The organism is Amycolatopsis sp. NPDC004169, assembly GCF_040610315.1.
Lineage (GTDB): Bacteria > Actinomycetota > Actinomycetes > Mycobacteriales > Pseudonocardiaceae > Amycolatopsis.
Genome location: NZ_JBEXMD010000003.1, coordinates 188,998 through 211,516, shown reverse-complemented (window position 1 = coordinate 211,516; position 22,519 = coordinate 188,998). Strand labels below are relative to the sequence as shown.

The window sequence follows — 22,519 nt, the reverse complement described above, 5'->3', positions numbered from 1 at the left end:
ACGCCGTCTTTACCGATGTCCAAACGCGATGATCGAGACAGCTGGGGGTACCGGATCGTGAAGAGGCTTCTGGCGGGAGCGGCCGCGCTGGCCACCGCGTTCGTGCTGGCCGCGTGCTCCGGCGGGGGCTCGGCCGCCGGGACGAACGCGGGTGGCGGGGCCGTCGCCGCGGCGGGGACCGGCGGCGGGACGCCGACGCCGACCACGACCACCAGCGCCACCCCCACGCCGACCACCACGGAGTCGTCGGCGACGCCCACCCCGACGTCCACCAAGGCGGCGCCGACCAGCACCTCGGCCAAGCCGAAGCCCAAGCCGACGCCGAAGCCGCAGCCCGCGGCGGACCCGGGCGTCCCCTGCGCCGCGGCGGCCGCGGCCCCGGGCACCGCCGCCTGCGTCGACCTCTCGGCGCACAAGGCGTGGATCCTGCAGGGCGGCAAGGTCGTCTACGGCCCGGTGCCGATGCTGCCGGGCCGCAAGGGCTACGCGACGCCGACCGGCACGTTCCACGTGCTGTCGAAGGAGAAGATGCACCTGTCGAAGGAGTTCGACAACGCCGAGATGCCGAACTCGGTCTTCTTCTACCCGGGCGACGCCTTCCACACGGGCAGCCTCTCGGTGTACTCGCACGGCTGCATCCACCTGTCGGCGGCTGCCTCGCTGAAGTTCTTCAACACGCTGCACATCGGCGACGTCGTGCAGGTCGTCCCGTAATCCGTCACCGTCGGTTACGTGACATAAATCACCCCTCCGGGTGAAGTAGTCCGAATGGCCGCAACCCCACCCGTTGATCTTGCGATTAAAGATCAACCGGGAAGGGGTGGCCATGCGCGTGCTTCGCCTGTTGCTGGTGGCGGTCCTGGTGGGAGCGTTGCTCCCCGTCGTGTCGCAGGGGGTGGCGACGGCGGCGGCGCTCCCGCCGGGATTCGTCCTCCGGGACACCGACACCGGGCTGGGCGCGTACGAGCTCACGGACTTCGCCCACCTGCCGGACAACTCCGTCCTGGCCACCGGCAAGACCGGCGCCGTCCGCTGGCTGCCGGTCACCGGCGCCGCCCGGACGATCGCGACGCTGCCGGTCCGCTCCGAAGAGGACCTCGGCCTCGTCGGGCTCGCCGTGGCGCCCGACTACCCGGCGTCGCGGGCCATCTACCTCACGCGGTCGATCGACACCGCCGGCGGCTTCGTCATGCGGCTCTCGCGGTTCACCGTGACCGTGGACGCGGCGGGCGCCCCGGCCGGCCTGACCGGTGAGCAGCCGCTGTTCGAGGTGCCGGGCAGCTTCAACGTCCACGGCATCGACACCGTCCTCGCGGCCGCGGACGGCACGCTCTGGCTCTCCGTCGGCGACAACAGCGACTACCGGATGATGGACCCGGGCGCGCTGCGCGCCCAGGACGTCAACCAGCCCTACGGCAAGATCTTCCACCTGACGGCCGGCGGCCAGGGCGTGCCGGGCAACCCGTACTACGACGCCGCCAACCCGGGCTCGACCGCGAGCAAGGTGTTCGCCCGCGGCTTCCGCAACCCGTTCCGCTTCAGCATCGACCCGAACCTCGGCCTGCCGGTGGCCGGCGACGTCGGCTGGAGCAACTGGGAAGAGGTCGACGTCGTCCAGCGCGGCGCCAACCTGGGCTGGCCGTGCTGGGAGGGCACGCACGCGACGCCGGGCTACAGCGGTCTCGCGGGCTGTGCCGGCGTGCCGAACCAGCCACCCATCCACGAGTACACCCACGGCACCGGGCCGACGAACGGCAACAGCGTCACCGGCGGCATCGTCTACAGTGGATCGAGCTACCCGGCGTCCTACCGCGGCTCGTACTTCTTCGGCGACTACGTGGCCGGCAAGCTGTGGACGCTGCGGTACGACAGCCAGGGCAAGCTCACCCAGCCGCCGGAGAACCCGCCGCTGTTCACCGGCATCGGCGGCCCGGTGAAGCTCGCGGCCGCGCCGAACGGCGACATCGTCTACGCCGACATCGCGTCCGGCACCCTGCGCCGCCTGACCTACTCGGCGGGCAACACCGCGCCGGTCGCCAAGGCGACGACGTCGACGAACCCGGCCACCCGCACGGTTTCGTTCGACGGCTCGGCTTCGGTCGACTACGACGGCGACACCCTCGCGTACGACTGGGACTTCGGGGACGGGACCACCGCGGCCGACGCCGGTCCGAAGGTGTCGCACACCTACCCGGCGGGCACCGCGTCGTTCACCGCGCAGCTGCGCGTCCGGGACCCGCTCGGGCTGACCGGCCAGACCGCCATCGCGGTCGCACCGGCCAACCGGACCCCGGTGCTCACCCTGACCACGCCCGGGAACACCACCTTCGCGGTCAACCAGACGGTGTCGGTGAGCGCCACCGCGACCGACGCCGAGGACGGCACGCTGCCGGTCACCTGGACCACGGCGGTGCGGCACTGCCCGAGCGAAGCGACGTGCCACTCCCACCCCGGCGTCGGCGGGACCGGGGGCAGCTTCTCGCAGCCGTTCACCGCGCACCCCGACTCCCGGGTGGAGTTCACCGCGACGGTGACCGACAGCGCGGGTGTCACCACGGCGAAGACATACACGGCATTGCCGCGGCAGCACCGGATCACGCTGCGCGGCACCCAGCCCGCGGCGCTGAGCATCCCGGTGGCCGGCGGGGCCAGTACGGCCATGGTGACCGAAGGGGCCACCTTCGACGTCGAGGCGTCCCGCCTGGCCATCGACGGCGTGTCCCAGTTCACCGGCTGGCAGGACGGCCCGGCGGATCCCGAGTGGATCATCACCGTCGGCTCGGACGACCTGACCCTGACGGCGAACTACGCGACCCCGATCGACCGGCGTTACGGTGCCGACGCGACCCTGCGGGCGACGCTCGGCACGCCGTCGTCGGACGAGGTCACCGACGGCCCGGTCCACTACCGGGTGTACGCGAACGGCCGGCTGTACTGGAGCGCCGGGACCGGCACCTGGTACGTCACCGGTCCGGTGCTCGGCAAGTACCTCGCCATGGGCGGGCACGCCGTGGTCGGGCCCCCGACGTCCGACACGTCGACCACCCCCGACGGCGTGGCCCAGTACAACCACTTCGCCGCCAACGGAACGGTGAGCTCGATCTACTCCACGGCCGCGACGGGCACGCACTTCATCTCCGGGGAGATCCGGAAGAAGTGGGCGGAGCTGGATTACGAGCGCGGGCTGGGTTATCCGACGACCGACGAGCTGGCGACGCCGGACGGGGTCGCGCGGTACAACCACTTCGTCAAGGGCGGCAACGTCGGCTCGATCTACTACACGGTGGCGACCGGCGGCCACGCGATCTACGGCGAGATCCGGAAGAAGTGGGCGGCCCTCGATTACGAGCGTGGCCTGGGTTATCCGACGACGGACGAGCTGGGAACGCCGGACGGGGTCGCGCGGTACAACCACTTCGCCAAGGGCGGCACGGTCGGCTCGATCTACTACACGGCCGGGACGGGTGCGCGCGCGATCAACGGCGAGATCCGGAAGAAGTGGGCCGCGCTGGACTACGAGCGCGGGCTGGGTTATCCGACGACCGACGAACTGGCCACCCCGGACGGCCGCGGCCGCTACAACCACTTCACCAAGGGCGGCTCGATCTACTACACGACGGCCACCGGCGCGCACGTGGTGAAGGGCGAGATCCGGAAGCGCTGGGCGGCGCTCGGGTGGGAGTACTCCTACCTGCGCTACCCGAAATCGGACGAGTACGCGGTAGGCGGTGGGTACCGCAGCGACTTCGAGGGCGGCTACATCACCTACACCTCCGTCGGGGCCCGCGACTATCGCGGGTGATCCCGGCCGAAGAATTCTCCCGCGCGCTCAACCTCGGGGCCACACCGCACGTCTTGGGTGGCAGAAAGCGGGAACACCGACTCCTGGGGGATCACATGCGCGTGCGGCGCGTTCTGGCTGCTCTGTCCACTTTGGCCGCAGGGGTGGTGCTGACCGCCTGTTCGGCGGGCGGGGCGGCGGACGTCCGGCTGGCGGCGGACACGCCATCGGTCGCCTCTTCGACGACTCCGACGACGGCCGAGTCGGCCCCGACCTCGGCTCCGGCATCGACGCCGACGCCGACGCCGACGCCGACGCCGACGTCGAAGCCGACGCCGGCCAAGGCGAAGCCGGTGGTGGCGGCCGGGGTTCCGTGAACGGCCACGGCGAAGGCGTGCGTGTCCCTTTCGGGCAAGCAGGCGTGGCTGCTCGACGAAGGCAAGATCGTCTACGGCCCGGTGAAGATGCTGCCCGGCAAGAAGGACGGGCCGACCCCGGTGGGCAAGTGGCACGTGCAGTACAAGGAAAAGCTGCACCACAGCACCGAGTTCGACGGTGCGCCGATGCCGAACTCGGTGTTCTTCGCCCCCGGCGGCATCGCGTTCCACGAAGGCAGCCTCAGCCGGTACTCGGCCGGCTGCGTGCACCTCTCGAGCGCGGCGTCGCTGAAGTTCTTCACCACCCTCGAAACGGGTGACGAAGTCCAGGTCGTCCCCTGAGTCCTATTCGGACGTTACGGACGTTCGCAGGTCCGCCGGTGTCGTCCCGGCCGTCGTCAGCGGCAGGCCGAGGGCGACGCGCTCGGTGAGCCAGGGGCTCGGCCGGTAGCGGGGGTCGCCGGTGGCCGCGGCGAGGCCGTGCAGGATGCGCAGCACCACGTCGCCGCCGACGAGGTCGCCCCAAGCCAGCGGGCCGCGGGGATAGCCGAGCCCGAGGCGGACCGCCGTGTCGATGTCCTGCGGACTCGCCAGGTGCTGGCCCGCGATGAAGCACGCCGTGTTGACGATCGACGCCAGCAGGCGCTGGGCGATCGGCGCGGGCCCGTCGCGGACCACCGTCACCGGCAGGCCGGTCGCGGCCAGCGCGCCCCACGCGGCGCGGCCCGCCGCCGGGTCGAGTCCGGGGTGGACGGACAGCGTGAGCCGGCGTTCGTAGCCGCCCAGCGGATCGACGCCGGCGACACGGTCCAGGGGGAGCCCGGCGCGGTTCGCGGCGTCCACTGTGGATTCGCCGTAGAGCGGCACGAGCAGGATCGCGTCCGGGTAGGCGTCGGACACCACCTGCACGCCCGCGGCCGACAGCGCGCGGGCGAGGTGCTCGTCCGCGGTGAACACCGGGCTCGACGGCTTCGGCGGGGCGGCGGGCTCGGCGGCGACCTGCTGCTTGCCGTCGGGGTAGGTGTAGAAGCCTTCGCCGTTCTTGCGCCCGAACAGGCCGGCCGCCACCCGCGGCCGGGTCAGCCACGACGGCCGCAGCCGCGGGTCGCCGTGGAAGCCGCTCCAGATGCTTTCCAGTACCGCGTGCGAAACGTCGAGGCCGGTGAGGTCGAGCAGCTCGAACGGGCCGAGCTTCAGGCCGAGCACGTCACGGGCTACGCGGTCGACGTCGGCGGGCTCGGCCAGCGCCTCGGCGAGGATCTGCAGCGCCTCGGTGTTCAGGCCGCGGCCGGCGTGGTTGACCAGGAAGCCGGGCGCGTCCTTCGCGAGCACCGGCTCGTGGCCCCAGCTCCTGACCAGCTCGATCGCCTCGGCGGGCAGCCAGTCGTGCGTGCGCGCGCCGGGCACCACCTCGACCAGCCGCATCAGCGGCACCGGGTTGAAGAAGTGCAGGCCGAGCAGGCGGCCGGGGTCGGCCAGCCCGGCGGCGATTTCGGTGACCGACAGCGAACTCGTGTTCGTCGCGAAGACCGTGTCCTGTGGGCAGACGCGCTCGAGGCTGCCGAACAGGGCGCGTTTCGTCTCGAGGTCCTCCCGGACGGCTTCGAGCACGAGGTCGACGCCGTCGGCGGGGGCGTCGGGCGCGTCCACCGCGACCAGCCTGCCCTTCACGGCCTGGGCGTCTCCGGTCAGCTTGCCCTTGGCGGCGAGCTTGTCGACCATCCCGCCGACGTACCCGATCGCCTCGTCGACGGCCTCGCGCCGGACGTCGGCCAGCTCGACGGTCACCCCCGCGGTCGCGGCCAGCTGGACGATCCCCCGGCCCATCACCCCGGTGCCGATCACCCGGATCCTGCCGACCTTCCCGGCCCACCCCGTCACGTCGTGCCGCCCTTCCGCCGTTGGACTCTCGCCCCAGCCTAGAGGCCGACGAACTCCGCCATCCGCTTCGCCGAATGGGCGAAGAAACTGTCGGCCGGGTCGACGCTGCCGACGTACTGGCCGAACAGGTCGAAGCTGATCGCGCCGAACAGCTGGGTCCACGCCATCAGTAGCCGGGCCACGGTTTCCGGGCCGGCGATGATCCCGAGGGCCTTCGTGAGCGTCTCGGCCTGGGCGCGCAGCTCGGGCGGGACTTCGCCGTCGACGTCCCGCAGCTCGGTGTGCGTGAGGACCTTGACCAGGGCGAGTGCGACGCGCGAGGCCGGCACGACGGTGTCCTGCGGTGCCGAGTAGCCGGGGATCGGCGAGCCGTAGATCAGCGCGTACTCGTGGGGGTGGGCGCGGGCCCAGTCGCGGGTGCCCTGCCAGATCGCCAGCCAGCGCTCGCGGGGGTCGGCGGTGCCCGGGTCCGCCTTCTCGGCCGCCTCGCCGATGGCGTTGTAGGCGTCGACGATGAGGTCGGTCAGCAGCCGGTCGCGGCTCGGGAAGTACCGGTAGATCGCCGACGACACCATGCCCAGCTCCCGGGCCACCGCGCGCAGCGAGAGCCCGTGCGCGCCGACTTCGGCGAGCTGACGGCGGGCTTCGTCCTTGATCTCCTGGGCCAGTTCGGCGCGGGCACGTTCGCGTGCGGTGCGGGGGGCGGTCATCGGATCAGTGTGCCACGACGAGAGCAGTGCACAAAATAGAGAGCACCGCTCTTGACGAAGTGCAGTGCTCTCGTGTTCACTGCTCTTAACCGAGAGCACTGCTCTCCCAAAGCGTGGAGGACACCATGACCGAGACCCGCTACATCAAGCCGAAGAACTCGACGAACGCCTTCAACGAGCTGGTCGCGAAGCTGACGAAGCTGGGCGTGAGCGTCTGGGGCAGCCGGGTGCTCACGGTCGTCGGCCGCAAGAGCGGCGAGCCGCGCTCGGTGCCGGTCAACCTGCTGACCGTCGACGGCGTCCGCTACCTCGTCGCCCCGCGCGGCGAAACGCAGTGGGTCCGCAACCTGCGGGCAGCCGGGCAGGGCACGCTGCGCGTCGGCCGCCGCGTCGAGGCGTTCACCTTCCGCGAGCTGGCCGACGACGAGAAGCCGGGCATCCTCCGCGCGTACCTCAAGCGCTGGAAGTTCGAGGTCGGCGTGTTCTTCGACGGCGTCGACGCCAAGGCCTCGGACGGGAAGCTGCGCGAGATCGCGCCGGGCTACCCGATCTTCGAGATCTTCACGAAGTAGGTTTGCGCCGGGTGAGGTTCGCCGCGATCAGGACCACGCCGACCAGGAACGCGGCCAGCCCGATCAGGAACCACAGCTTCTGCCCGGTCATGAAGCTCCCGGTGATGACCCCGATGCCCTGCAGCACCCAGACGGCACCGACGAGCACGAGCACGACTCCGACCGCCAGGGTGATCCACCGCCTCATCGGCCCAGCTTAAGCCGGGCGCTCGTCCGGCACGAGTTTGTGGCGGTAGGCGTAGACGACGGCGTGCACGCGGTCGGGCAGCCCGAGCTTGCTCAGCACGCGCGAGACGTGCGTCTTGACCGTCTCCTCGCCGACGTGCAGCTTCCGCGCGATCTCGGCGTTGCTGCAGGCGCCGGCCAGCAACAGCAGCACTTCGCGTTCGCGGGAGGTCAGCCGGGCCAGCTCCGGCGGCTCGGCGGCCGCCGGTTCGAGGACCGCCGCGAACTTCGCCACCAGCCGCCGCGTCACCGAGGGGTCGATCAGCGCGTCCCCGCGCGCGGCCACCCGCATCGCCGCGACCAGTTCCTCCGGCGCGAGGCTCTTCAGCAGGAACCCGCTCGCCCCGGCGCGCAGCGCGCGGTAGACGTACTCGTCGGCGTCGTAGGTGGTGAGCACGAGGACGCGGGTGTCGTTGCCCGGCGCGGCCAGGATCGCCTCGGTCGCGGCGAGGCCGTCGAGGCGGGGCATCCGGACGTCGAGGACCGCGACGTCCGGGCGCAGGCGGGCGGTCTCGGCGACGGCTTCGCGGCCGTCGGACGCCTCGCCGACGCAGGTGAAGTCGGGCTGGGTGTCGAGCAGCGCGCGCATCCCGGAGCGGAACATCGCGTGGTCGTCGGCCAGCAGGACGCGGATCATGTGCTCTCCACCGGGAAGGTCGTGCGCAGCTGCCAGAGGCCGCCGGTCTCGCCGTAGGAGACCCGGCCGCCGAACAGGGTGGCGCGCTGGCGGATGCCGGCGAGGCCGCGGTGCGCGTGCTCCTTTTCTTCGCGGCGACCGGCGCGCAGGGCGTTCGTCACCGTCAGCACGATCTCGGTGCGGCCGTGGTTCAGGTCGACCTCGACCGGGCCCTGGCCGTGGCGCAGGGCGTTGGTCAGGGCCTCCTGGGCGATCCGGTAGAGCGCGACGTCGAGGGAGCCGGGCAGTTCGCGGGGCTCGCCGCCCAGCGTCAGCCGAGTCGGCAGGCCGGCGGCGCGGACGGTCTCGACCAGCTCGTCGAGGTTGTCCAGACCGGGCTGTTCGGCGTGCGGTTCGGCGTGCAGCAGGTCGAGCAGCCGGCGCAGGTCCGCCATCGCCGAGCGGCTCGCCGACTCGACCGCGCCGAGCGACTTCCGCGCGGCGTCGGACCCGTCGGGCAGGCCGAGCCGGGCGGCGCCTGCGTGCACGCCGATCGCGCTGACGTGGTGGGAGATGACGTCGTGCAGGTCGCGCGCGATGGTGGTCCGTTCCTCGAGGACGGCCCGCTTGACGGCTTCTTCTTCGTGCTGACGCCGTTCGTCGGCTGCGCGTTCGAGATCGGCGATGTAGGCGCGGCGGGCGGTCGTGTACCGGCCGACGAGCCAGGGCAGCAGCGCGGAGACGCCGACGCTGATGGCGATGAGCCGCCAGTCGTTCGCGGTCCGGCCGCCGCCTTCGAGGCAGCCGGCGGTGACGCCGGCGAGCAGGGCGCCGAGCGCGAGCACGGCGGGTTTCAGCCGCAGCCACGCCCCGGCCCGGTAGCCGGCGATGAGGATCCCGGCGTTGTTGCCGACGACGTACCCCTGGCAGGTGCAGAGCAGCAGCGGCGCACCGGCGAAGAGCACGGCGTGAGCGAGGGCGACCCACCCGGAGTGCCGGGGCGCCCCGGCGAGGGCGGCGTTGACGGCGACCCCGCAGAGCAGCACGGCCCAGGCCCGCCAGCCGGCTTCGGGGAAGGGGCCGCGCAGGAGGAAGAGGGAGGCGTCCCCGACGACGCAGACGAGCGCGACGAGCAGAGACTGCCGTCTCAGCGACCCCCGGATGTCCTGCACACCCGCAACTTTGCCCTAACGAGGGTGAAGACGGGAACGCCCCGGTGCGGCGTGAGGGGGGTGCGCGGCACCGGGGCGTTCCCTGACTGGGGGGGCGGGCGCTCGCGGGTCGGCGGCTGTTTCGAGCTCCGGCTGGTTCGCCGCCGGGGCAGGCGGCGCGCCCGGCCCACGGCTGGCTCGGGCAGGTCGCCCATCGGGACGGGGTTGCCCGGCCCTGCGGCTCGCTGCGCCGGGGCCGCTCACCCGGCCGCGGGCGGCCGTGCCCAAGCAGCCATGCGCGGGCGGGCGTGCCAAAGCAGCCCAGGCGAGCCCGCCGCCGTGGTCAGCTCGTCGGGCGGCCCGGGTAGTCCCCGCCGCGGCGTTGGCCCGGCTGGCGCTGGCCCGGTTCGAAGCCCTTGCCCAGCGAGGTCGCCGTTGCCGTCTGGCCCGCTACCTTGGCCACCACCGTCACGTTCGTGTCGCCCGTCTTCACGTCGCCCGTCTTCTGGGTCGATGCGTCGAGCGTGTACGTCTGCTTGTAGCCGTCCTTGCTGGTCAGCGTCACCGACGTCGCGCTCAGCTCGGTCACGTCGCCCGTCTGCAGGCGCTCGGTCGTGTAGCCGCCGCTGCCGTCCGACACCACGAAGTCGCCGTGGAGGGCGTCGCGCAACGCCGCCATTCCGCCGCCGAAGCCGCCCGGCCCCTGGCCGCGGAACTGGCCGCCGCCGGGGCCGCCCGGGCCGCCCAGGCCGCCGAAGCCGCCGGGGCCCTGCGCGGCATTGTCGGCGCTGCTCGTCCCCGCCCAGATCGCCGCGCCGCCGCCCGCGGCGATCACCACGGCGATGCCGGCCGCGATCGCCGTCTTCTTGCCGGACCAGCCCTTCTTCGGCGCGGCCGGGGCGGGGTCGCCCCAGTTGGCGCCCTCGGGCTGGGTGTTCGGCATCGGCTCGGTCGTCATCGTGTCCTCCGGTGGTGCCCACACTGGTCCAGCCCAGGTTCGCCGCCGCGGCTGTGTTTGAGCTGTGCGGAACGTCAGGAGCTCCTGTGCCTCGATCGCGCGAACCTTCACAGCAAATGCACAGCGACCGCACAGCGAACACCGACGCCGGGCCGGGAAGGTGGCACTATGACCGCTATGAACGCCACGTCACCCGGCCCTGGCAAGGCCGACCTGCGGCGCGCCGACGGGAGCCCGGTCCGGGTCCTCGTCGTCGACGACGAGGCGACGCTGGCCGAGCTCGTCTCGATGGCCCTGCGGATGGAGGGCTGGGAGGTGCGCAGCGCGGGCGACGGCACCGAGGCCGTCCGGATCGCGCGCGACTTCCGCCCCGACGCCGTCGTCCTCGACGTCATGCTCCCCGACTTCAGTGGCCTCGAAGTGCTGCGCCGGATGCGGTCCGAGGTGCCGAACCTGCCGGTGCTGTTCCTGACGGCGAAGGACGCGGTCGAGGACCGCATCGCCGGGCTCACCGCGGGCGGCGACGACTACGTCACCAAGCCGTTCAGTCTCGAAGAGGTCGCCCTGCGCCTGCGCGCGCTGCTGCGCCGGGCCGGCGGGGTCACCGGCGCGAGCGGGTCGACGCTGGTCGTCGGTGACCTCACCCTCGACGAGGACAGCCGCGAGGTGCACCGCGGCGGCGACCTGGTGCCGCTGACCGCGACCGAGTTCGAGCTGCTGCGCTACCTCATGCGCAACCCCAAGCGCGTGCTGTCGAAGGCCCAGATCCTGGACCGCGTCTGGAGCTACGACTTCGGCGGCCAGGCCAACATCGTCGAGCTCTACATCTCCTACCTGCGCAAGAAGATCGACGCCGACCGCGAGCCGATGATCCACACCATGCGGGGCGCCGGGTATGTCCTCAAACCCGCCGGCTGAACCGAAGCGCGTCCGCCGTCCGTGGTCGCTGCGGCGGCGGCTGATCGTGCAGCTCGCCGCGCTGCTCGCCCTGGTGTGCCTGGTCGTCGGCGTGGTCACGGAGTTCGCGCTCAGCGAGTTCCTCATCGGCCAGCAGGACAAGCGCCTGGCCGCGGCGAGCGAACGCGGCAAGCACACCGGCGAGCGCCCGCCGTGGGTGTACGGCGACACGCCGCCGCCCGACCCGCTGCGGGTGATCGGCCAGGGCGACGGCACGCTCGCGGTCACGGTGACCGGCTCGGTGATCCGGGCCAGCGTCCTCGACTTCGCCGGGGGCTTCGGGCAGGGCAAGAAGCCGCCGCTCAAGCCGATCACCGCGCAGCAGGTGCAGGCGCTGCTCGGGCTCACGGCCGACGGCCGCGCCCACAGCATCGACCTCGGCGGCAGCCTCGGCGAGTACCGCGTCGTTTCGACGACGTCGCCGCGCGGGGAGAAGACGGTCATCGGCCTGCCGCTGAAGGACGTCAACGAGACGCTCTGGCAGCTCGGCTTCATCCTCGGCGGTGTCGCGCTGGCCGGGATCCTGGTGGCGGGCGCGGTCGGCGCGGCGACGATCCGGCGCACGATGCAGCCGCTCGACCGGCTGGCCGCGACCGCGACGCGCGTCTCGGAGCTGCCGCTGGACCGCGGCGAGGTGGCGCTGTCCGAGCGCGTCCCGGAGGCCGACACCGACCCGAACACCGAGGTCGGCAAGGTCGGCTCGGCGCTGAACCGGATGCTGCAGCACGTCGCGAACGCGCTGGCCGCGCGGCACGCGAGCGAGAACCGCGTCCGCCAGTTCGTCGCGGACGCGAGCCACGAGCTGCGCACCCCGCTGGCGGCGATCCGCGGCTACGCCGAGCTGACCCGCCGCGGCGGCGAGCAGGTGCCGCCGGACGTGGCGTTCGCGATGAGCCGCGTCGAGTCCGAGTCGCGCCGGATGACGACGCTGGTGGAGGACCTGCTGCTGCTCGCCCGCCTGGACTCCGGGCGGCCGGTGGTGCCCGAGTGGGTGGACCTGTGCCGGCTGGTGGCCGACGCGGTCGCGGACGCGCACGTGGCGGGCCCGGACCACAAGTGGCTGATGGACGTCCCCGGCGAACCGATCGGCGTCCTCGGCGACGCGGGCCAGCTGCACCAGGTGGTGATCAACGTGCTCGCCAACGCCCGCACGCACACCCCGCCGGGCACCACGGTGACGACCGCATTGTCCACATCGGACGGAATAGTCCGGCTCCGGGTGGCCGACGACGGGCCGGGTATCCCGCCGGAGACGCTGCCGAACATCTTCGAGCGCTTCGCCCGTGGCGACAATTCGCGTTCGCGGGCGGCGGGGAGCACGGGGCTGGGGCTGGCGATCGTGGCGGCGGTGGTGGCCGCGCACGGTGGGCGGGTCGGGGTGCAGAGCCGTCCGGGCCGGACGGAGTTCGAAATCACCTTCGCCGAGGCGCCCCCGCCGCAGTGATCACCCGGCCGTGAGCGATGCACAGCTGACACACAGCTTCGGCACAAGTTCACCACATGCGCCGCCGACACGGTGGCCGTCATGACGACCACGCTGCCGGCGCCCGCGCACGCCCAGCCCCAGCCGCCCGCTCCCGCCCGGGAAGCGCGGTGGGTCAAGCCTTCCGTGGCCGCCCTGCTGCTCGGGACCGGTCTGCTCTACCTGTGGGACCTGGCGAAGACCGGCTGGGGCAACGACTTCTACGCGATGGCCGTGCAGGCAGGCACCTGGAGCTGGAAGGCGCTGTTCTTCGGCTCGCTCGACCCCGGCAACGTCGTCACCGTCGACAAACCGCCCTTTTCCCTCTGGCTCATGGGGTTGTCCGGACGGCTCTTCGGCTTCTCCAGCTGGAGCCTGCTCGTCCCCGACGCGCTCGCCGGCGTCGCCTCCGTCGGGCTGCTCTACCTCGCCGTGCGGCGGCTTTCCGGGCCCGGCGCCGGGTTGCTGGCCGGGGCCGGGCTCGCGCTGACGCCGGTCGCCGCGCTGATGTTCCGCTACGACAACCCCGACGCCTTCCTCGTCCTCCTGCTCGTCGCCGGTGGCTACTGCGTGGTGCGCGCGCTGGAGCACGCGAGCACGAAGTGGCTGGTGCTCGCCGGGGTCGCGATCGGCTTCGGCTTCCTCGACAAGATGCTGCAGGCCTTCCTCGTGCTGCCCGCCTTCGTGCTCGCCTACGCCGTCGCCGCGCCGACGTCGCTCGGGCGCCGGGTCGCCCAGCTGTGCGCCGCGGCGGGGGCGGTGGTCGTCTCCGCCGGGTGGTGGATCCTCGCCGTCGCGCTGTGGCCGGTCGCGGACCGGCCCTACATCAGCGGCTCGACCGACAACACCGTGCTGGAGCTGGCCTTCGGCTACAACGGTCTCGGCCGGATCTTCGGCGAAGGCCGCGGCGGGGGCGGCGCGCGGACGTTCACCCCGCCCGCCGGCATCGAGCTGCCCGCCGGTGGCCGGGGCGGCTTCGGTGGCTTCGGCGGCCAGGCCGGCCTGACGCGGTTGTTCGGCGGCGAGTTCGGCGGTGAGGCGTCGTGGCTGCTGCCGGCCGCGGTCATCGGGCTGGTGGCCGGCCTGTGGTTCACGCGCCGGGCGCCGCGCACCGACCGCACGCGGGCCGCGCTGCTGCTGTGGGGTGGCTGGCTGGTGGTCTCGGCGCTGGTGTTCAGCTACATGAGCGGCATCATCCACCCGTACTACACGGTCGCGCTGGCCCCCGGGGTCGCCGCGACGCTGGCGATCTCCGCACGCGAGCTCTGGCGCGGCCGGGCGAACTTCGCGGCGCGCGCGGTGCTCGCCGTCATGGTCGCGGTGACGGCGGTCTGGGCCTTCATCCTCCTTTCGCGGACGCCGGACTGGCAGCCGTGGATCCGCTACACGCTCCTGCTGGCCGGCGCCGCCACCGTCGCGGGCCTGCTCTTCGGCGCCGACCGCGTCCGGCGGCTCGGCCCGGTCGTGGCCGTGCTCGGCCTGTGCGCCGCGCTGCTCGGGACGGCGTCCTTCACGTTCGTCACGGCCGCGACCGCGCACTCTGGCGGCACGCCGTCGTCCGGGCCGGCCGCCGCGGGTGGCCGTGGCCCGCGTGGCGGCGGCTTCGGCGAGGGGCGGACCGACCCCGCCGTGATCGACCTGCTGAAGGGGACGACGACGAAGTGGGCCGCCGCGCAGAGCGGCGCGATGCAGTCGGCGGGCCTGGCACTGGCGAGCGGACGGCCGGTGCTGGCGATCGGCGGCTTCAGCGGCAGCGACCCGGCGCCGACGCTGCAGCAGTTCCGGCAGTACGTCGCCGACGGGGACATCCGCTACTACGTCGCCGGTGGCCGCGGCGGGTTCGGCGGCGGCCGCGGGACCGCCGCGGAAATCCAGGCCTGGGTCGAGCAGAACTTCGCGTCCAGCACGGTCGGAGGCACGACGGTTTACGACCTGACTAAATCTGTCGTTTGACAGAAATCAGGCCGACCCGGTCGGATTGTTGCGAGCGTGTTAACAGTCCAGAAAACAATCGGCGAATTCCGGGCGCGTACGGTATCAGCGGATGCGGACAGGTGTTCGAATTCCCGGAGCGTGGCCGGGTCATTCCGGACGCCCGTTCGGAGCCGTCATTTCGCTGTGGGTGATGATCTCGGTACGCCCCGCGATCGTGGTAACGACAGGGGACTTCGGGGCGTGCACTTGCACGCGCGGCGCGCACACGCACGGTGGAATATTGGCCGGTCGGCCGACAGAAAACCCGCTCGAATCACCGTCGAACGCGTCGATCCCGCTGGCTGACACGGGCGGCGGTCACTCGTTCGGAGGCCATAGGCGGACGTTGTGGGGATCTTGTGTCACTCGCTAGGCTCTCCGCCGGGAGAGGGACAGGGGTGGCTGATCCGGTGCTTTGAGTGCTGGGATTTCACTGGTGGTAGGCGCCCCCTGTCCGCGTTCTCTCGCGATGACCCGATCAGGTGCGGCGGAAGTGAGCAGCGATGACCGTGCGCGGTAGCGCAGCTCGAACAGATCGACCTCCCTGTCGTCACCACCCGTAGCCCCGAGCGCCGATCTTCCCCCTTTCGGTACAGCACCACTCCACTTCCCCCGCAACCTGGAGTTCGTTGTGATTTCCCGTCCCCGCCCCCGTCTGCTGACGGTGCTCCTGACCTTGCTGACCCTCGCGGGGGTCACCGCGCTCTCGGGGTGCAGTGACAGCTCCGCGTCCGGCAGCGGGAGCAAGATCACCATCGGCTTCAGTGCCTGGCCGGGCTGGTTCCCCTGGCAGGTGGCGCAGGAACAGGGCCTGTTCGCGAAGAACGGCGTCAACGTCGACCTGAAGTACTTCGACAACTACACCGACAGCATCAACGCGCTCTCCAGCGGCGCCATCGACGCCAACAGCCAGACCCTCAACGACACGCTGTCGTCGGTCTCCGGCGGCGCCAAGCTGTCGATCGTGCTGGTCAACGACAACTCCACCGGCAACGACAAGATCATCGCGCGGGACGGGATCACCAGCATCGCCGACCTCAAGGGCAAGAAGGTCGCGGTCGAGCAGGGCCTGGTCGACCACTACCTGCTGCTGCTGGCGCTGCAGTCGGCGAAGCTGACCGAAAAGGACATCCAGCTCGTCAACCTCCCGACCGACGCCGCGGCCGCCGCGTTCAAGAGCGGCCAGGTCGACGCGGTCGCCGCGTTCGCGCCGTTCACCTCGACCGCCCTCGAGCGCCCTGGCAGCCGCGCGATCTCTTCGTCGGCGGAGTTCCCCGGCGCGATCCCGGATCACCTCGTCACGTCGCAGAAGCTGGTCAAGGACCACCCGAAGGACGTGCAGGCGCTGGTCAACACCTGGTTCGAGACGCTGACCTGGATCAAGAACAACAAGGACGCGGCCGTCAAGATCATGGCCAAGCGCGGCGGAGTGTCCGAAGCGGACTACAAGACCTACGACGCCGGCACCACCATCTTCACGCGGCAGCAGAACATCGACGCGTTCACGCCGGGCGTCACCGCGCAGCACCTCGACTTCCAGGCGAACAAGATCATCGACTTCATCGTCGCCACCGGGCTCGCCCAGCAGCGGCCGTCGCTCGACGGGTTGTTCGAAGACCAGTTCGTGAAGGCCTCGCCCCAGTGACCGGTCCGACCCAGCGCACCACCCCGGCGAGCACAGCCGAGGCGCAGGCCGCCGAGGCGCAGGAAGCGGAACAGCGGCTCGCCGAACGGCAGGAGGCGGGCCGGGCGGCGCGCGGCGGGCGGCCGGACTGGTCGCCGCTGCCCCGGCGGGCCGGCCTGAAGCCGTCGGCTTCGCCGCTGTTCTCCTTGCGCACGCCCATTTCCGCGACGGCGCGCTGGACGCTGGCGGTGCTGTCGTTCGCGATCCCGCTGCTGGCGTGGATCGCGCTGAGCGTCAGCGGGTCCGTCGACTCGACGTTCCTGCCGTCCCCGGTCGCCGTGCTCAAGGCCGGCGCCGACATGGCGGGCACCGGTGAGCTGTTCGACGACCTCGGGACCACCACCCTGCGGGTGCTCGAAGGCTTCGGGCTCGCCGTGGTCGTCTCGGTGCCGCTCGGGATCCTGATGGGCACCTTCACCGCCGGGCAGGCGTTCTTCGAGCCGCTGATCGGGCTGCTGCGCTACCTGCCGGCGAGCGCGTTCATCCCGCTGCTGATCATCTGGCTCGGCCTCGGCGAGCCGTCGAAGATCGCCATCCTCTTCATCGGCACGGTGTTCTTCAACACGCTGATGACCGCCGACGTCGTCCGCGGCGTCCCGGACTCGCTCATCGACGTCTCCTACACCCTCGGCGCGCGCCGGGGCGAGGTGCTGCGCAAGATCGTCGTGCCGCACTCGCTGCCGGGCATGATCGACGCGATCCGGGTCAACGCCGCGGCGGCGTGGAACTTCGTGGTCGTCGCCGAGCTGATCAACTCCCAGGCCGGCCTCGGGTACCGGATCGTGCGCGCGCAGCGGTTCCTGCAGACCGACAAGATCTTCGCGGTGCTCGTGGTCATCGGGATCGCCGGGCTCCTCATCGACGTCCTGCTGCGCCTGCTGCGCACGCGGGTCGGGAAGTGGGCGGCATGACGCTGGAACTGCGGAACGTCGCCAAGGACTACACCGTCCGCGGCCGGGTCACCCGCGCCCTCGACGGCGTCGACCTCGAAGTCCGGCGCGGCGAGTTCGTCTGCGTCGTCGGCGCGAGCGGCTCCGGCAAGTCGACGCTGCTGTCGCTGGTGGCCGGGCTCAGCCGGCCGACCGAGGGCGAGATCGTGCTCGACGGCGTGCCGGTGACCGGGCCGGGGCCGGACCGCGGGCTGGTCTTCCAGGCCGGCGCGCTCTACCCGTGGCGCAACGTGGAGAAGAACGTCGCGTTCGGACTCGAACTGCTCTCGCTCGACCCGGCCGAGCGCGCCGAGCGGGTGGACTGGTACCTCGCCGAAACCGGGCTCGACGCCGTGCGCAAGTCGCTGCCGAGGCAGCTCTCCGGCGGCCAGAAGCAACGCGTCGCGATCGCGCGCGCCCTGGCCTGCGAACCGGAAGTCCTGCTGCTGGACGAACCCTTCGGGGCGCTGGACGTCCAGACCAAAGAGGACATGCAGGTGCTCATCCGCCAGGTGTGGGCCGACACCGGCACCACGGTGCTGATGGTGACCCACGACGTCGAGGAAGCGGTGTTCCTCGGCGGCCGGGTGGTGGTGCTCGCCTCCGACCCGGGCCGGATCGCCGCGGACGTCGAGGTGGCGCTGCCCGCCGAACGCGACCTGGCGGTGAAGCGCGAGCCGCAGTTCCTCGAGCTGCGCGCCCGGATCGAGGACCTGGTCCGGGAGCAGCACCGGGGCCACGTGAGCCGGGTGGCCGCGGTCGAGTGAGAACGGAAGACGGGAAGGTGGCGGGATGAGACACGGCAGGCCGACCGCGAAACGGGCCGGCGGCGGAGGTTTTCTCGCCCGGCTCGGTATTCGCGGCAAGCTGAACCTGCTGCTCCTGCCCCCGCTGATCGCGGTGGTACTGGTGTCGGTGCCGTTCGTGCTGACCCAGGCGAACAGCGCCGGGTCGGCGGCGCAGTCGGCCGCCGTGGCGCGGCACGCGCAGCAGCTCGGCGGCCTGATGTGGCAGCTGCAGCGCGAGCGGCTGCTGACCGGTGCGTACGTGGCGACGCCGTCGGCGAGCCCCGACCAGGTGCTCCAGCAGCAGAAGGTGGTCGACGCGACGGTCGCCGAGGTCCGCGGCGCACTGGGCGACGACGCGCCCGACGAGCTTTCCGCGGCGCTGACCCGGATCGGCTCGCTCGCCGAGCTGCGGCAGAACGCCATCCGCCGCGGTGTCGCACTCGACAGCGTCGCCCGCACCTACAACGCCGTGGTCGACGCGGTGATCGACTCCCTGCGCCTGGTCCCGCAGCTGACCGATGACGCCGAGGGCGCCCGCGAGCTGACCGCGCTGGACGCGCTGCTGCGCGCGAACGAGGAGAACTCGCTGCGCGCGATGGCCCTCATCGTGACGGCGGTGTCGCCGGAGGCCGGCCGGTCCATCCTGGACGACGCGACCCAGCAGGCCCCGATCTTCGTCGACCGGTTCGTCAAGCAGGGCGACGACGGTGACGACGCCCAGCGGTCCGCCCAGGTCGTGCAGATCGAGCAGAGCGACGCCGGGCGGCGCGTAGACGAACTCGCCGCCGAGGTCGACAAGCCCCGTGACGCGGCCGGCACCACGCAGTACGTGGCGGACGTGCTCTCCGCCGCGGACGCCCACGCGGGCCAGCGGAAGCTCGTGCAGGAGCGGGCGATCAGCGAGATCTCCGACTCCGCGACCGGGCGTGCCGACAGCGCGACCCAGCTGGCCTGGACGGTCGGTCTCGGCGCCGGCGCGCTGTTCCTGCTGGTCGCCTTCCTCGCCGTCGCGGTGTCCCGCTCGATCGCCGGCCCGCTGCGCCAGCTGACCACCGCGGCGACGTCGGTCGCCGACCTCGCCGGCACCGAGCTCGTCCGCGTGACCGACACCGAAGAGGCCGAGGAGCAGGTCCCGCGCCTGGCCACCATCGACGTCGTCTCCGAAGACGAGCTCGGCAAGCTGGCCGCCGCGTTCAACCGGGTCCAGACCACCGCGGCCGAGCTGGTCGAACGCCAGGCGCTCACCCGGCGCAACACCAGCCTGATGTTCGCGAACGTCGCGAAGCGCACGCAGAACCTCGTCGGCCGCCAGCTGGCCTTGATCGACGAGGTCGAGCGCAACGAGCAGGACACCCGGCTGCTGGCCAGCCTGTACCGGCTCGACCACCTCTCCACCCGCCTGCGCCGCAACGCCGACAACCTGCTCGTGGTGTCCGGCACCCGCGACGAAACCCGGATCGCCGGCCCGATCGAGCTGTCGACGGCCCTGCGCTCGGCGCTCGCCGAGATCGAGGACTACCAGCGCGTCAAGCTCGGTGTCGTCGCGGAGATCCTGCTGTCGTCGGCCCTCGGCGCCGACCTGGTGCTCGTCTTCGCCGAGCTGCTGGAGAACGCGACGTCGTTCTCCCCGCCGGGCTCGATGGTCGAGGTGGACACCATGTTCCTCGCGGACGGCGCCTGCCTGGTGAGCATCGTCGACCACGGCATCGGCATGACCGCGGAGAAACTCGCCGAGGAGAACCAGCGGCTCGTCGAGCGCGAACGCCTGGAGCTCGCGCCGACCAGTGTGCTCGGCCTGTTCGTGGTCGGCCGGCTGGCGCGGCGCCACGAGCTGGGTGTCGAGCTGCTCGCGACGCCGACCACCGGCGGTGTGACCGCGCGGCTGACCATCCCGCCGTCGCTGTTCAGCCACCGCACCGAGCTGCGGCCGAAGAACGAGCCGGCGCCGGTGATCCCGGCGCAGGCGGTGTCGTCGCCGCTGCCGCCGGGGCGGCACGCCGCGCCGGCTCCCACGTTCAGCTCGGACGAAAGCTTCCGGCCGCCGGTGCCCGAACCGGCCCGCGACCGGCCCGTCGAACTGCCGGCGCCGGCGATCCCGGCGCTGCTCGGCCCCGGCAACGGCTTCCGCTGGTTCCGCGAACTGGAACCGGTGTGGCCGGACGCCGAACCCGACGACCGGCCCGCCGAAGCCCCCGAGCCTGCGGTGGTGGCCGCGGCGACGGAGGCGACTGAGGCGTTTTCGGAGAGCCGGGGCGGGCTGCGCCGCCGGGTCCGCGGCGCCCAGCTGCCCAGCCCGGGCACGTCCGCTCCGGTGTCCGACGACAGCAAGCCGCGGCACGACCCGGAAGCGACCAAGGCCGCGATGGACGGCTTCGCGAGCGCCTTCGCCAAGGCCGCCGAGGTCAGCACGCCGCCGGCCAGCACCTTCGCGAAGGCGGCCGAGGTCAGCGCGCTGACGGCCGACCCGGCGCCCGCGTCGCCCACCGTCGTGACCGCACCCGTGTCACCTCTCCCGGTCCGCGTCCCCGTGGACGCTTCGCCGGTGGCCACGGCCCCGATCACGGCCGCCGCGCAGTCGCGCGACGGCCTGGTCCGCCGCGTCCCCGGTGCCCAGCTCGCCCCGGGCCTGCGCAAGCAGCCCGCGGGGCGGCCGCTCGCCCGCGCCGTCGTCAACCGCACCAAGCGGGACCCGGCGGCCGAACGAGCGGCGTTCGACGCGTTCTCCGCCGGTCTCGCGAAGGCGGAGGACATTACGGCAGACAGCCCGCCCCAAGGCGTGGTCGCCGGTCGTGTGATGGAACGAGGAGAAGAGAGCAGGAAATGAGCATCCCCGCACCTGGTGTCAGTGTCGAAGCCCAGAACTTCAACTGGCTGGTGAGCCGCTTCGCGCAGCACACCGCGGGCGCGATCGCCGCCATCGCGGTCTCGGCCGACGGCCTGCTGATCGCGATGTCGTCGGAGCTCGAGCGCTCCAACGCCGATCGCCTCGCCGCCATCTCCTCCGCCATGCTCGGCCTCGCACACGGCGTCTCGGAAAGCCACCCGCTCGGCTCGCCGGACAAGGTGATCATCGAGCTCGAGCACGGCTACCTGCTCGTCTGCACGATCAGCATCGGCTGCTCGCTGGGCGTGCTGGCCAACAAGCAGGCCAGCCTCGGCACGATCGCCTACGAGATGGCGATGTTCGCCAACCGCGCCACCGAGGTCCTCACGCCCGGGCTCATCGAGGAGCTGAAGAACACCGTCGGAAGCTAGGGGGAGCGATGACCGAGGAGCCTTCGCTGCTGCGGCCGTACCTGATGACCTCGGGGCGGGCCCAGCCGGTCGACCAGAGCCTCGAGATCGAGGCCCAGGTCATGACGTCCCGCCTCGGTGCGGCGTCGCACCCGAAGCTCACGTTCGAACGCCAGGAAATCGTTTCCCTCTGCCGGAACACGATGTCGGTCGCCGAGGTGGCCGCCATGCTCGGCCTGCACATCGGTGTGGCCAGGGTGCTGGTGGCCGACCTCGCCGAACTGGGCTACGTCGTCGTCCGGCGGCCGGGCAACCACAACTCGCACGACCTCGGCATGATCGAAAGGGTCATTCGTGGACTCGAAGCCATTCACTGAACCGGGCGCCCGGCCGCCGGCCCCGGTCAAGATCGTCATCGCGGGCGGCTTCGGCGTCGGCAAGACGACGGCGGTGTCGTCGATCTCGGAGATCAAGCCGCTCACGACCGAGGCGGCGATCACCTCGGTGTCCGCGGACAACACCGGCCACGTCCCTTCCAAGACCACGACGACGGTCGCGCTGGACTTCGGCTGCATCACGATCGACGAAGAGGTCAAGCTGTACCTGTTCGGCACGCCGGGCCAGGACCGCTTCGGCTTCATGTGGCAGGACCTGGTCCACGGCGCACTGGGCGCACTGGTGATCGTGGACACCCGCCGCATGGACGACTGCTACCCGGCGGTCGACTACTTCGAGAACGCGGGCCTCCCGTTCGTGGTGGCGGTGAACATGTTCGACGGCTCGCTCGGCCACAACCTGGAGGACGTCCGGTGGGCGCTCGCGGTGAGCGACGACGTCCCGCTGATCACGTTCGACGCCCGGCAGAAGCTGTCGGTCCGGGACGCGCTGCTGGCGGTGCTGCACAACACGTTCAAGCGGGCGCGGGCCCAGGCTGGTGCGGGGGCTTGATCCGGGCCCGCTGGGCCACCGAGAGTTCTCGGCGGCTACACTGATCCACGGACCCCGCGCGGCGTCCACCCTGTGAACCTCCCCAGGGCCGGAAGGCAGCAAGGATAAGCAGGCTCTGGCGGGTGCGCGGGGTCCCCTTCTTTTCGGCTCCGGCTTCGGGGCTTCGCCCCTTCGCCGGGCCTTCACTTCGTCGTTCTGCCCGGGGGCCGAGCCCCCGGACCCCCACGGTGCCTTTCCTGCGGCCTGGGAGGTCTGCCGCGCCTTGGCTGTGC

General features: G+C 71.8%; 21 protein-coding genes and 1 other RNA gene. 15 read left to right on the top strand and 7 right to left on the bottom strand.

The window, feature by feature from the left end; translation table 11 throughout:
• Nucleotides 1–57: 57 nt before the first annotated feature.
• Nucleotides 58–714 (top strand): L,D-transpeptidase, encoded by a 657-nt coding sequence (locus tag ABZX11_RS05595; protein WP_354910178.1) that lies wholly within the window; start codon nt 58–60, stop codon nt 712–714.
• Between the two features lie 106 nt (nt 715–820).
• Nucleotides 821–3,802 carry a PQQ-dependent sugar dehydrogenase gene (locus ABZX11_RS05590; RefSeq protein WP_354910467.1) on the top strand — a complete coding sequence of 994 codons (2,982 nt, stop codon included), beginning with the start codon at nt 821–823 and terminating at the stop codon, nt 3,800–3,802.
• Between the two features lie 91 nt (nt 3,803–3,893).
• Here ABZX11_RS05590 and ABZX11_RS05585 read toward each other — a convergent pair whose 3' ends face one another.
• A complete protein-coding gene (locus ABZX11_RS05585) occupies nt 3,894–4,166 on the bottom strand; it encodes a hypothetical protein (protein ID WP_354910175.1) in 273 nt (90 codons plus the stop codon).
• A 13-nt stretch (nt 4,167–4,179) separates the two neighbouring features.
• Here ABZX11_RS05585 and ABZX11_RS05580 point away from each other — a divergent pair, with 13 nt between their 5' ends.
• Nucleotides 4,180–4,500, top strand: a complete 321-nt coding sequence (locus tag ABZX11_RS05580) for a L,D-transpeptidase (protein ID WP_354910172.1) — start codon at nt 4,180–4,182, stop codon at nt 4,498–4,500.
• A 3-nt stretch (nt 4,501–4,503) separates the two neighbouring features.
• On the opposite strand, the gene ABZX11_RS05575 is transcribed toward ABZX11_RS05580, so the two are convergent.
• Together ABZX11_RS05575 and ABZX11_RS05570 are read right to left on the bottom strand one after the other, a co-directional pair.
• Entirely contained in the window at nt 4,504–6,039 is a 1,536-nt protein-coding gene (locus ABZX11_RS05575; RefSeq protein WP_176174218.1) for a 3-hydroxyacyl-CoA dehydrogenase, read from the bottom strand.
• 38 nt (nt 6,040–6,077) lie between these two features.
• Nucleotides 6,078–6,749 (bottom strand): TetR/AcrR family transcriptional regulator, encoded by a 672-nt coding sequence (locus tag ABZX11_RS05570; RefSeq protein WP_176174219.1) that lies wholly within the window; start codon nt 6,747–6,749, stop codon nt 6,078–6,080.
• A gap of 125 nt (nt 6,750–6,874) precedes the next feature.
• On the opposite strand from ABZX11_RS05570, the gene ABZX11_RS05565 reads away from it, so the two are divergent.
• Complete coding sequence (locus ABZX11_RS05565) at nt 6,875–7,321, top strand: nitroreductase family deazaflavin-dependent oxidoreductase (RefSeq protein ID WP_176174220.1); 447 nt, start codon at nt 6,875–6,877, stop codon at nt 7,319–7,321.
• Here ABZX11_RS05565 and ABZX11_RS05560 read toward each other — a convergent pair.
• From ABZX11_RS05560 to ABZX11_RS05545, 4 genes are all read right to left on the bottom strand, one after another.
• The gene (locus ABZX11_RS05560; protein ID WP_176174221.1) at nt 7,311–7,508 is read right to left on the bottom strand and encodes a hypothetical protein; all 198 of its coding nucleotides are present in this window, start codon (nt 7,506–7,508) and stop codon (nt 7,311–7,313) included. The genes ABZX11_RS05565 and ABZX11_RS05560 overlap by 11 nt on opposite strands.
• Nucleotides 7,509–7,517: 9 nt before the next feature.
• The gene (locus ABZX11_RS05555; RefSeq protein WP_103343515.1) at nt 7,518–8,183 is read right to left on the bottom strand and encodes a response regulator transcription factor; all 666 of its coding nucleotides are present in this window, start codon (nt 8,181–8,183) and stop codon (nt 7,518–7,520) included.
• Complete coding sequence (locus tag ABZX11_RS05550) at nt 8,180–9,334, bottom strand: histidine kinase (RefSeq protein ID WP_354910166.1); 1,155 nt, start codon at nt 9,332–9,334, stop codon at nt 8,180–8,182. The genes ABZX11_RS05555 and ABZX11_RS05550 overlap by 4 nt, the downstream gene beginning before the upstream one ends.
• 322 nt (nt 9,335–9,656) lie before the next feature.
• Nucleotides 9,657–10,271, bottom strand: coding sequence for a hypothetical protein (locus ABZX11_RS05545; protein WP_354910164.1), 615 nt, complete (start codon nt 10,269–10,271; stop codon nt 9,657–9,659).
• A gap of 168 nt (nt 10,272–10,439) precedes the next feature.
• Here ABZX11_RS05545 and ABZX11_RS05540 point away from each other — a divergent pair, with 168 nt between their 5' ends.
• The 11 genes from ABZX11_RS05540 (at nt 10,440) to ffs (ending at nt 22,388) form a co-directional block, all read left to right on the top strand.
• Complete coding sequence (locus tag ABZX11_RS05540) at nt 10,440–11,189, top strand: response regulator transcription factor (protein WP_303246986.1); 750 nt, start codon at nt 10,440–10,442, stop codon at nt 11,187–11,189.
• Nucleotides 11,167–12,672 (top strand): HAMP domain-containing sensor histidine kinase, encoded by a 1,506-nt coding sequence (locus tag ABZX11_RS05535; RefSeq protein WP_176174224.1) that lies wholly within the window; start codon nt 11,167–11,169, stop codon nt 12,670–12,672. The genes ABZX11_RS05540 and ABZX11_RS05535 overlap by 23 nt, the downstream gene beginning before the upstream one ends.
• Nucleotides 12,673–12,837: 165 nt before the next feature.
• Nucleotides 12,838–14,643 carry a glycosyltransferase family 39 protein gene (locus tag ABZX11_RS05530; RefSeq protein WP_354910465.1) on the top strand — a complete coding sequence of 602 codons (1,806 nt, stop codon included), beginning with the start codon at nt 12,838–12,840 and terminating at the stop codon, nt 14,641–14,643.
• 652 nt (nt 14,644–15,295) lie between these two features.
• Nucleotides 15,296–16,309: an ABC transporter substrate-binding protein gene (locus ABZX11_RS05525; protein WP_176174225.1), complete on the top strand. Its 1,014-nt coding sequence runs from the start codon at nt 15,296–15,298 to the stop codon at nt 16,307–16,309.
• On the top strand, nt 16,306–17,259 hold the full coding sequence (locus ABZX11_RS05520) for an ABC transporter permease (protein ID WP_176174226.1): 954 nt from the start codon (nt 16,306–16,308) through the stop codon (nt 17,257–17,259). Before ABZX11_RS05525 ends, ABZX11_RS05520 begins: the two co-directional genes overlap by 4 nt.
• Nucleotides 17,256–18,044 carry an ABC transporter ATP-binding protein gene (locus ABZX11_RS05515; RefSeq protein WP_176174227.1) on the top strand — a complete coding sequence of 263 codons (789 nt, stop codon included), beginning with the start codon at nt 17,256–17,258 and terminating at the stop codon, nt 18,042–18,044. Before ABZX11_RS05520 ends, ABZX11_RS05515 begins: the two co-directional genes overlap by 4 nt.
• A 25-nt stretch (nt 18,045–18,069) precedes the next feature.
• A complete protein-coding gene (locus tag ABZX11_RS05510; protein WP_354910159.1) occupies nt 18,070–20,889 on the top strand; it encodes a nitrate- and nitrite sensing domain-containing protein in 2,820 nt (939 codons plus the stop codon).
• Nucleotides 20,886–21,320 carry a roadblock/LC7 domain-containing protein gene (locus ABZX11_RS05505; RefSeq protein WP_043776017.1) on the top strand — a complete coding sequence of 145 codons (435 nt, stop codon included), beginning with the start codon at nt 20,886–20,888 and terminating at the stop codon, nt 21,318–21,320. Before ABZX11_RS05510 ends, ABZX11_RS05505 begins: the two co-directional genes overlap by 4 nt.
• An 8-nt stretch (nt 21,321–21,328) precedes the next feature.
• Entirely contained in the window at nt 21,329–21,676 is a 348-nt protein-coding gene (locus ABZX11_RS05500) for a DUF742 domain-containing protein (protein WP_091319104.1), read from the top strand.
• A complete protein-coding gene (locus ABZX11_RS05495; protein ID WP_176174229.1) occupies nt 21,654–22,247 on the top strand; it encodes an ATP/GTP-binding protein in 594 nt (197 codons plus the stop codon). Before ABZX11_RS05500 ends, ABZX11_RS05495 begins: the two co-directional genes overlap by 23 nt.
• A gap of 46 nt (nt 22,248–22,293) precedes the next feature.
• Nucleotides 22,294–22,388, top strand: an RNA gene (gene ffs, locus ABZX11_RS05490) — signal recognition particle sRNA small type.
• Nucleotides 22,389–22,519: the final 131 nt, after the last annotated feature.